This window comes from Enorma burkinafasonensis (assembly GCF_902150035.1).
GTDB lineage: Bacteria > Actinomycetota > Coriobacteriia > Coriobacteriales > Coriobacteriaceae > Enorma > Enorma burkinafasonensis.
Map to the genome: position 1 here is coordinate 1 of NZ_LR597538.1, position 1,200 is coordinate 1,200.

2 protein-coding genes are annotated in these 1,200 nt (G+C 66.8%); both read left to right on the forward strand.

Features of this window, described 5'->3' with window-relative positions; translation table 11 throughout:
• Positions 1-706 (forward strand): VirB6/TrbL-like conjugal transfer protein, CD1112 family (locus FS885_RS09730; RefSeq protein ID WP_144744833.1); only part of this gene is annotated, 706 nt, incomplete at its 5' end.
• A 109-nt stretch (positions 707-815) separates the two neighbouring features.
• Positions 816-1,200, forward strand: a 385-nt coding sequence (locus tag FS885_RS09735) for a DNA gyrase (RefSeq protein ID WP_144744834.1), incomplete at its 3' end; no start/stop codon positions are given.

Below are 1,200 nucleotides of genomic sequence, written 5' to 3' on the forward strand. Positions count from 1 at the left end.
TGCCATCCTGCCGATCGGGTGCGGGGTGCTCGGCCTGGTCTTCACCCTGAAGCTCATCGAGATCTCCCAGCGCATGGACGGCAGCCAGAGCCTTCCCGGCGTCAAGGAGGTCGTTTTCCTCCTCGTGTTCTTCGCCGTGTTCCTGTTCCTCATACAGAACAGCTTCGACCTGATGGCGTCGATCTACGAGGTCTGCGGGCTCGCCATCGACCGAGTCGAGGCGCTCTTCGGCGCCGGAGGCGCGCTCGACCTGCCCGAGGTGTCCGTCGTCACCACCGACGACGACATCCCGTCGCTCATCGCCATGCTCGTCGTGAGCCTCATCAGCTGGGTCGTGGTGCTGGCGGCCTACGTCGTCGCCCTCGTGGTCTGCTGGGCCCGCGCGCTCCAGCTCTACATCATGGCCGCGTTCGCCCCGATCCCGCTGGCGTTCCTCGGCATGGACGCCACGCGCCAGATAGGCCTCGGCTACCTGAAGAGCTTCGGGGCGGTCTGCATCGCCGGCGTCATCATCCTCGTGCTGCTCATATCGTTCCCGCTCGTGCTCGGCGGGCTCACCGGGGCGAACCCCGGGACGGGCACCCCGGCCGACGCGGTCGCAAACGGGCTCACCTACGCGCTGCAGTACCTGGCCATGTGCGCGCTGCTCATCCTGGCCCTCGTGAAAAGCGGCTCCTGGGCGCGCGACATCGTGAGCGGCTTCTAGCGGAAAAGCGAGGAAGGGGGCGGTCGCCATGAGATAGGGGCGCCGCGCCGGGGCACGCGTCCCGGCGGATGAAGACAAGGACCGATTGAAAACGAAAAGGAGGAAAGACATGGAAGAGAGGAAGAACGTGTACCTCTCGCTGCACAAGAGCTTCGTGCGCGAGGGCATCGAGTACACCGACCGCGCGACCGGCGAGGCCAGGACCTTCAACTCGGCGACCCTTCCCAAGGGCACCGTCGTCGACGGCGTGGACGTGGGAGGCTACGAGTTCAGCCCCATGTTCGTTAACGAGAGCCGCTTCAAGGGGGCCGACTTCCGAGACATACCGCTGCTCGCGAACCGCGAGGTGTGGCTGAGGAAGACGGTGATGGGCCCGGACGGCCAGCCCGAGCTCGACGAGGGCGGCCGCGCGGTCAAGGACACCGTGAAGGTCATGCCGGCGCAGCTCAAGGAGGCCGTTGACGCAGGGCGCTCGCGCTACCTCGCGGAGCGCG